General features: G+C 62.4%; 8 protein-coding genes. 3 read left to right on the top strand and 5 right to left on the bottom strand.

Going from position 1 to position 7,927, the window contains the following annotated elements; genetic code table 11:
* Nucleotides 1-407, bottom strand: a 407-nt coding sequence (locus LJE91_07815; protein ID MCG6868622.1) for a hypothetical protein, incomplete at its 3' end; no start/stop codon positions are given.
* 216 nt (nt 408-623) lie between these two features.
* Here LJE91_07815 and LJE91_07820 point away from each other — a divergent pair.
* The 3 genes from LJE91_07820 to LJE91_07830 all read left to right on the top strand — a co-directional run bounded on the left by LJE91_07820 (nt 624) and on the right by LJE91_07830 (nt 3,220).
* Complete coding sequence (locus LJE91_07820; protein MCG6868623.1) at nt 624-755, top strand: mechanosensitive ion channel family protein; 132 nt, start codon at nt 624-626, stop codon at nt 753-755.
* Between the two features lie 237 nt (nt 756-992).
* Complete coding sequence (locus LJE91_07825; protein MCG6868624.1) at nt 993-1,433, top strand: universal stress protein; 441 nt, start codon at nt 993-995, stop codon at nt 1,431-1,433.
* Between the two features lie 320 nt (nt 1,434-1,753).
* Complete coding sequence (locus LJE91_07830; protein MCG6868625.1) at nt 1,754-3,220, top strand: outer membrane protein transport protein; 1,467 nt, start codon at nt 1,754-1,756, stop codon at nt 3,218-3,220.
* Nucleotides 3,221-3,320: 100 nt separating this feature from the next.
* Here the strand turns inward: LJE91_07830 and LJE91_07835 are convergent, their stop codons facing one another.
* The 4 genes from LJE91_07835 to LJE91_07850 are packed head-to-tail and all read right to left on the bottom strand — an operon-like array spanning nt 3,321 to nt 7,046.
* Nucleotides 3,321-4,592: a TRAP transporter large permease subunit gene (locus tag LJE91_07835; GenBank protein MCG6868626.1), complete on the bottom strand. Its 1,272-nt coding sequence runs from the start codon at nt 4,590-4,592 to the stop codon at nt 3,321-3,323.
* Nucleotides 4,589-5,074, bottom strand: coding sequence for a TRAP transporter small permease subunit (locus LJE91_07840; GenBank protein ID MCG6868627.1), 486 nt, complete (start codon nt 5,072-5,074; stop codon nt 4,589-4,591). Before LJE91_07840 ends, LJE91_07835 begins: the two co-directional genes overlap by 4 nt.
* A gap of 17 nt (nt 5,075-5,091) precedes the next feature.
* The gene (dctP, locus tag LJE91_07845) at nt 5,092-6,144 is read right to left on the bottom strand and encodes a TRAP transporter substrate-binding protein DctP (protein MCG6868628.1); all 1,053 of its coding nucleotides are present in this window, start codon (nt 6,142-6,144) and stop codon (nt 5,092-5,094) included.
* Complete coding sequence (locus LJE91_07850; GenBank protein ID MCG6868629.1) at nt 6,135-7,046, bottom strand: TRAP transporter TatT component family protein; 912 nt, start codon at nt 7,044-7,046, stop codon at nt 6,135-6,137. Before LJE91_07850 ends, dctP begins: the two co-directional genes overlap by 10 nt.
* Nucleotides 7,047-7,927 lie beyond the last annotated feature (881 nt).

Below are 7,927 nucleotides of genomic sequence, written 5' to 3' on the forward strand. Positions count from 1 at the left end.
CGTAGGACTCGACGCGCCTCCTCGGGCAGCTCATCGACGGTGATGTGGTGGGGCGTTTGCTTGCGCCTGGCCTTGAGCGTCTCGAGCTCGTGTTGCAGGGTCTCGATCTCCTCTTGCAGCGCCGCCTTGTGCCGCACGAACGGCTCGACATGCTTGGGTTCGATGGGCTCCTCGAGGGTCATGGCGGCGAATCTGGCCGGGCGCCGGGTGAGCTTGCCGGTGGCCGAGCGCACCTGTCCGTCGAGGTGGCGATAATCGGGGTCGACGATCGGTTCGATAATCGACCAAGCGGTCCAGGCCCAGCAGATTGCCTCACTCGCCCGGGGCGCTGTCGCGTAGCGACGCGATCGATTCGAGGCGCGCCAGCGCCATGAAGGCCAGTAGCAGCAACAGGCTGTCGAGACCATAATAGCCCTTATCGGCTTCGGCCCTTTCGGCAGGACAATCTTGAGGCTCGGCGCACCCGGCGCACCGAAACCGGTATCTTCGCAAAATCCAAGCCTCCGCTAAAGGCTGCTCGGCAGAATCGCCGCGGTTGGCTTGCTTCCGATTGAATTCCCGAGGTTTTTCGCCAGACCCTTACAAGAAGACCGCGGGGCCGAGATCAGGTCCTCTGACCCTGGGTGAAGAGCGAGGGCTACTGGGCCGTGCGAGCCGAGCTGCTGGAGAAGGTCAAGGCCAGCTTCGACGAGAACGGTGTCTGGATCCCGTTTCCGCAGCGGGACGTTCGCATCGTCAGTGGCAAGGCTGCCTGAATGGGTCCGGAGACGTGCTTGCACAGGTGGCGCAGCGTCTGAGCGACAGCGTGCGAGATTCCGACACAGTGGCGCGAGGCCCTTCCATATCGCGTCGCCTCACGATAGGCCATGGATTCCTGCATGGGTCGCGGCTATTCTGCAAGGGGGAGCACACCCATCTGTGATAAGACATGCACAGAAAAACCGCAAGCAACGCCTCACTGGCGAAAACGGGCAGGTAAGGGGAACGGGCGAGTGAAGAAACTACTGGTCGCCATCGACGATTGTGAGTCCACGACGACGGGTTCGCCGTCGATGCAACATGTCGTCGAACTGGCTCGCGCCTTATCCAGCAGGGTCTGGCTCGTCCATGTCGTGCCGGAACCGCGCCCCGCACCGTTCAACCTCGATCGCAAGAGCTTGCGTGAGGGCTCGGCCTCCGAACTCCACCATGAGCACCAGCACCTCCAGCAACTGGCGCAGTGTCTGCGCGTCAGGGGGATCGACGCCTGTGCGCTCCTGGTCGAAGGGCCGACGGTCGAGACCATCCTCAAGAAATACCGCCAGCTCGAGGCCGATCTGATCGTCCTGGTCTGTCGCAAGCATGCACCCCTGCTGGGCGCGCTGACGTGCTCTCCGCGGGAACGGCTGCTGGCCGGATGCCCCTGCCCGATCCTGTACCTCCCCGAAATCTGAAGACCGGCGCATACCCGTTGCCTGAAGGCAACATCCAATCTCCAGCCAACCGATTCCGGTAGCCGCCGACAAGTTTTCTCGTCCCCTCGAGCAGGGGTTCTTCCCGACCCTGCACGCGGCCCGCAGTTAGACTTCTCCGTGCAAACCCGCACGGGAGGCCCCCGTCCTGACGGGGGCGAGCAAAAATGAGAACAAGAAACTGATGACGATCAAGCCAATTGTATTCTTTTGGCTCATCATGTTGTATTTCCGACGATATGTGTTAAATACTCAACAGACGCACATTCCCAGTGCGTGCCACGTTTCAGGGAGACAAGAGAATGATTCAATTCAGACGACACGTCCTGTCGGGGGCTGTGCTGGGTGCGATGATGGCCTTGCCGATGGCCTCCCATGCCACGACAGGGTACTTCGCACTCGGTTATGGTACCAAGGAGATGGGCATGGCGGGTGCCACTTCCGCGGCGCCGCAGTCCGCCGTCGCGGCGGCGGTCAATCCCGCGGGCATGGCCTTCGTGGGCAGCCGGGCCGATCTCGGTGTGCGGTCCTTCGTCCCGATCCGCGAGGCCGAGCTGGACAGCTCCAACTTCGGCGGCGGCGTCGTTTCCGACAACAGTTCCGACCGGATCTTCATGATCCCTGCCGGTGGCCTCAACTGGCAGATCAACGACCAGTGGAACGTCGGCCTCACCTTCTTCGGCAACGGCGGCATGAACGCCACCTACGGGACCAATATCTACGACAAGACCGCGGCTGTCCTGGGCGCCGCGCAACAATTTGGTCCGGCCGCGGCAAAACAGGTGTTCGATAATGGGATCGGGACAGGTGTTCCCGATACGGGCATCCTGAGCATCGACCTGCAACAACTCATGATTATCCCCTCTGCGGCCTTCAAGTGGGACGACAAGTACTCCATCGGTGGCGGGCCGATCATCGCGATGCAGAAGGTCGAGGTCAACGGCCTGGGAGACTTCCAGTGCTTCACCACCACCGCGCAGCAGGGGAATGCAGGGTGTCAACCCGGCGGCAGTGGATTCCCGCAGGCGGTTCCCCAGGGGTCGTCGAACTACCCCGGGTTGTCCCCGGATCTGACCGACAGCGGTGACGACATGCGCTGGGGCTTGGGTTTCCGCGGCGGCATCCAGGCCAAGGTCACGCCGACCGTCTCGCTGGCCCTGGCGGGCGCGACCAAGGTCTACATGAACAAGTACGAGAAATACAGCGAGCTGTTCGCCGAACAGGGCGATCTCGACATCCCGGCGAACATCACCGCCGGGATCGGCTGGAACGCGACGCCCAACCTGCTGCTGACCTTCGACTACCAGCACATCTTCTACGAGGGCGTGGCCGCGATATCCAACCCGGGTCCCGGCCTGGGGCTCAGCGGCAATCTTCCCACTCAGAACCTCGGCAACGACGACGGGTTCGGGTTTGGCTGGCAGGACATCAACGTCTTCCGGATCGGCACCGCGTACGACACCACGCTGTTCGGCAAGGGCTGGACCTTTCGCGGCGGTCTTGCCTACAATGACCAGCCGATCCCGGAAAGTCAGGTGCTGTTCAACATCCTGGCGCCGGCCACCGTTCAGTGGCACCTGACGCTGGGGGCGTCGTTCAGGCCGACGGACTATGCGGAATTGAACCTGGGCTGGATGTGGGCCTTCAAGGATGAGGTCAGCACCGACGCCACCGCGTTCGGCGGACCCGCGGGCTCAGGAACGAACGTGCCGGGCTCCATCTCGATGTACCAGACCTCGGTCGACATGGGGATCTCGGTCCTGTTCTGATCCGTTCCAACAAGAAGAAACTGAGTTGTTGGGTGAAGGGCCGTGGAAACTCGGCCCTTTTTTCTGTTCGTGTGATTCCGGTCTTGCGAATGGCAATCGCCTAATCGCTCAGATCGCGCCACCACAGCGACACCTGTGGCAGGTAGGTGACGATCAGCAGCCAGACCAGCATGATGGTCAGGAACGGTACGCTGGCTCGGAACAGGGTCAGGACGGGTTTGCTGAAGCGCTGGGAGGCGATAAACAGATTGATGCCGACCGGAGGAGTGGTATAGCCGATCTCCAGGTTGGCCAGGACGATGACACCGAGGTGCACGGGATCGACACCGAAGTGCAGTGCAATCGGCAGGATCAGGGGTGTGACGACGATGACGGCGGAGAAGATGTCCATCATGGCCCCGACCATGAGCAGGAAGACGTTGAGCAGCAGGAGGAACTGCAACTGGTCGCCGACGTTCAACTCCACCCAGGAGAGCAGCCGCATGGGGATCTGCGCGTCGATCAGCAGGTTGGTCAGACCCATCGCAATGCCGAGGATGATGAGCAGGCTGCCTACCAGGATGGCGGTCTCGTTGACCAGCCGGATGAACTGGCGGCGCAGATTGACGGTACGGTAGATCGCCACCTCCAGGATCAGCACATAGGCCGCGGTACAGGCCGATATCTCGCCGACGGTGACGAAGCCGCCGAAGATGCCGGCGATAATCCCGAAGGGCAACAGGAGGTCCAGAAAGCTGCCACGGAAAGCGGGCCAGATCTGTTTCCATTCGAAGGCTTGGTGCGGGAGATGGAATCGGGTCCCGGAATAAAGGCTGTAGGCGTACAGCATGAACAGCAGGATGATGCCCGGCACCCAGGCGGAGAGGAACAGCTCGTCGATATTGACGCCGGCGACGATCCCGTAGACCAGTATGGCCAGGCTGGGTGCGAACAGGATGCCCAGCGAACCCGAAGAGGTCAGCAGGCCGCAGGTGAACAGCTCCCCGTAGCCCGCCTCACGCAACATGGGATAGAGCATGCCCCCCAGCGCCAGGATGGTCACCCCCGACGCCCCGGAGAACGCAGTGAAGAAGGCGCAGACGGTGAGCGCGACGCTGCCCAGACCGCCGGGCAGCCAACCGAGCGCCGCGTTGAAGAACCGGATGAGACGATGTGGCGACCCGCCCTGCGACAGGACGACGCCGGCGAAGGTGAACAGCGGGATCGCGATCAGGTTTGGTGAGGAGGAGATCCGGTTGAGCTCGATGATCAGGATCGCCGGATCCATCCCGCCGGCGCGACTCGCGATCAGGGCGCCTGCCCCCAGGACGACGAACAGCGGCAGGCCGAGTACGGCCAGCAGGATCAGCACCGGGATCAGTGCGGCTATCATGTCGTGCAGGCGATCTGGGGCCGCCGGTGCGGCCCGCATGTCACACAGCAGAGAAAGTGAAGGGTGAGCAGCGCGAATCCGACCGGCAGGCCGGCATCGAGTATGACGAGCCAGCGTTCGTGATCCAGGGCGAACTCCCAGGCGTCCAGCCAGAACCTCACCGCGGCAATGGTAAACAGGAGGCAGACGACGGCGCCGACGGAAAACAGGGGCCGGTACAGGCGGTCTCGCCAGGTCCGGGGTAGCCAGTGCGCGATGACGTCGACCTTGATGTGCCGGTCGCTGCAGATGGCCAGGGCGGCGCCCAGGAAGGTGATGTAGAGCAGGAGCAGTCTCGACAGGGAATCCGCGGCGGGAATCCCGGTGTCGAAGAAATTGCGTGCCACGATCTGCCCCAGCGTGATTCCCAGCAACAGGACGATGCAGATCCCGACCAGCACGGTTTCCAGGCGGGTGAGGAACTGCTGTAACCGTGGGAGCATGTCGGGACCGTCGGGGCCTATGAGCCCAGATGGTTACCCGTGGATGACCTCTCACGTATCTCGCGCAGCAGTTCGCGGGTCTGGTCGAACAGCGGTTTGGGGATATAGTGAATTCTGGCGAGCCGCGCCGCCGCCTTCTCGCTCAGTTCCTGGACCTCACCGGCGTCCACATCGTCGGGATTCAACACGAAATCGAGTCCCTCTTTCCTGAGCAGCGCCAGGCTCTTGCGGTTGTCGTCGCGCGTTACCGCGGTCAGCTTCTCTCCGGTCTCCCTGCCTGTCTCACGCAGCAAGGCCTGCAGGTCGGGGGGAAGGCGGTCGAAGAAGTGGCGCGACACGACCAGGGCGCCAATGCCGTTGGCCATGGGTACGTTGGTCATGTACCTGGTCTTCGTATACCACTGCAGGGCCATGGCGACCAGGGGCGTGGCATAGACGGTGTCGATCATCCCGGTCGACAGGCTGGTGTAGACATCGGTGATGGAGAGGGAGATCGGGGACAGGTCGGCGGCGTCGAACCAGGACTGGCTGAGCGGGTCCCCCTGCCACAACCAGATTCGGCGTTTCTCGAGGTCCTCGAGGGAACGGATCGGCTCACTGGAGAAGAAGTGGATGTCGCCCACCTCGGACCAGCCGAGCAGCTCGTAGCCCCTTTTCTGGAATCCGCGCTCGAAGCTCGGCATGTATTTCGCCCGGACCTCGTCGACCTCCTCGTGGTTTCGAAACAGGAAGGGGAACTCCATGATCCTGGCCGCGGAATAGATGCGGCCGATGCCGTAGCCGGTAAACCCGCCGCCCTGGATCTGCCCGAACCGCATCTTCTTGAGTACCTCCGGCTCGTCCCCCTGGGTGCCGCCGGGGTAGAACCGGAAGACCAGTCTTCCGCCACTGCGCTCTTCCACGGTTCGTCCCCACTGCTCCATGATGTTCATGGGCTCGGTGCCCTGCGGGGTGAGGGTGGCGAACTTCAGTGTGTACGTCGGGTCGGCGTACGCCGCCGTCGCGGCCAGCAGCGGCGCGATCAGGGCGAGGGCGCGGACGAGCTTCTGCGCGGCGAGTTTCAGAACCATTCCTGTTCCATCTCCAGCAGTGAGGCGGCCTGTTCCTTGGCGATCCGGTTGATCAGGGCGGCTTCTGGCAGCAGGTCGTCCGGGGCATTGACGACCGAGGTCAGCCGCTTGTGAAACGCCTCCTGATCCAGTCGCTGGCGGTCCAGGTACTGCGCCTCGATCACGTCGACCATCAGGATCCTGCCACCGGTCAGTTCGCGCGCCCTGTCGAAGTGCTGTTCTGACTTCGAGAAGTTCCCGCCCAGCATCGGGGAACGCGCGCCGTAGTAGACCCCGAAGAACATGTGAGGCCCTGCATAGAAATAGGTCTCGTCCAGTTCGAGCACACGTTCCATCATCGCGGCCGCCCTGCCGAGCTGGGCCACATTCTCGACATCGTCGAGATTCAGATTGATCCATCGCCCCCAGCAGGTGGCCGTCCAGAACAACCCCGGCACGTCGGATTCATCGGTCTTCTGGAGCAGGGACCGAAGCTGGTCGAGCGGCATCGAGAGGTACCCGTCCCTGAGCGCATCGGGTTTCAGCGTCGCGGCGGCGTGATCACGACATCGGGTATAGAGAGCCTCGGCACGTGCGGGGTCCTCGGGTTCGACGAACGCGAAGGCATAGCCGTGGAATCCCTGAGCGACCTGGATCCTGAGCGCATCGTTGCCGGGGTCGCTGTAGGTCATCCCCTCCAGCATTTTCAGATTCGCCGGCATCGCATCGCGCGCGAGCTCGAGATCGGATTCACGATTCATGGCCTCCACGCCGTCTTCCAGCATGGGCAGGGAGGCGCGAACGCCCATCTGTTTGACGGAACAACCCTCCAGCGCCAGAAGAAGAATCGCGGAAATCAGCGGCAGCGACGAACAGGCCGGTCCGGCGGGAAGGAATAGGCGCAAACGTCGGTATCCACGCATGGGGATTCGCCTCGAAAAAGGGGAGGTGACTGATGTGTCTCGGAACGGCCACATACCGTGTATGCCATGTGCCAGGCGACTCCTGATCGCAAAGTCGCGTTTGCGGTTCCCTGTCCGCATTTCGGATCACCGACCCGCGATCGGGTGCATTGTCGCACAGGAGGATTCCGCAAGGTACGTTTACCCGCCGCCCGGACGTGCCTGCGACAAGGATAGTAAATCGAGGTGTCGTTTTCCAGGCGCAACCGGATCGGGCGCCGGGCGGGGAAGTGGGGACAGCGCTGCCGGATCGGGGCCGTTGAAAGGGGACCCGGAGGGCGGGTCCCGTCGTGCCGCTCAGTGTTTCGTCATGCCGTACGCCATGAGCGATTGCTCGGCCATTCGCGCATCGAGGCTGGCAATCCGCTCCAGGTTTTCGAAGGTCTCGAGTATCCCTTCCCGAAGGCCCCGTTTCATGGTGGGGTTACCCGCCGATGCGGGCGGGTCGGACTCTCGGGTAAGAGGTCCATGGGGAGGAATACTTAGGTGCAATCGTCCACGGTTCGCCGTGAACGAACGGCGGGTGAGATCGTGACTTAGGCGATTTCTGTCAAATGACATACCATCCTGCTTGTCTTTTCGTCCGTCATCCGTGTTGCGACAACAGTGACATAATTCAACTATGCGCCTGTTGTCGCGCCGTGATGACGAACGAAAATCCGGCGCAATCTGGTATGCCATTTTCCGGCAATCGCCTTATGCCATAAGACGGGCTTTGACAGCCTCAACGAAAGGGTTTCTGGCGAGATTCTCGGGCCTGTGCGCCGGGCGCGGGCTCAGTTGTTCCTGGCCCCCTGATCCACCCACAGTTCCAGGATTTCCGTCTCCGGGTCACTCAGCGG

This window comes from Gammaproteobacteria bacterium (genome assembly GCA_022340215.1).
In the GTDB taxonomy this organism is placed as follows: Bacteria; Pseudomonadota; Gammaproteobacteria; order JAJDOJ01; family JAJDOJ01; genus JAJDOJ01.

Excerpts from the sequence above, each read along its gene's own strand:
- dctP (MCG6868628.1), bottom strand. The coding sequence starts at position 6,144 with ATGGTTCTGAAACTCGCCGCGCAGAAGCTCGTCCGCGCCCTCGCCCTG.
- LJE91_07830 (MCG6868625.1), top strand. The coding sequence starts at position 1,754 with ATGATTCAATTCAGACGACACGTCCTGTCGGGGGCTGTGCTGGGTGCG.
- LJE91_07840 (MCG6868627.1), bottom strand. The coding sequence starts at position 5,074 with ATGCTCCCACGGTTACAGCAGTTCCTCACCCGCCTGGAAACCGTGCTG.
- LJE91_07850 (MCG6868629.1), bottom strand. The coding sequence starts at position 7,046 with ATGCGTGGATACCGACGTTTGCGCCTATTCCTTCCCGCCGGACCGGCC.
- LJE91_07835 (MCG6868626.1), bottom strand. The coding sequence starts at position 4,592 with ATGATAGCCGCACTGATCCCGGTGCTGATCCTGCTGGCCGTACTCGGC.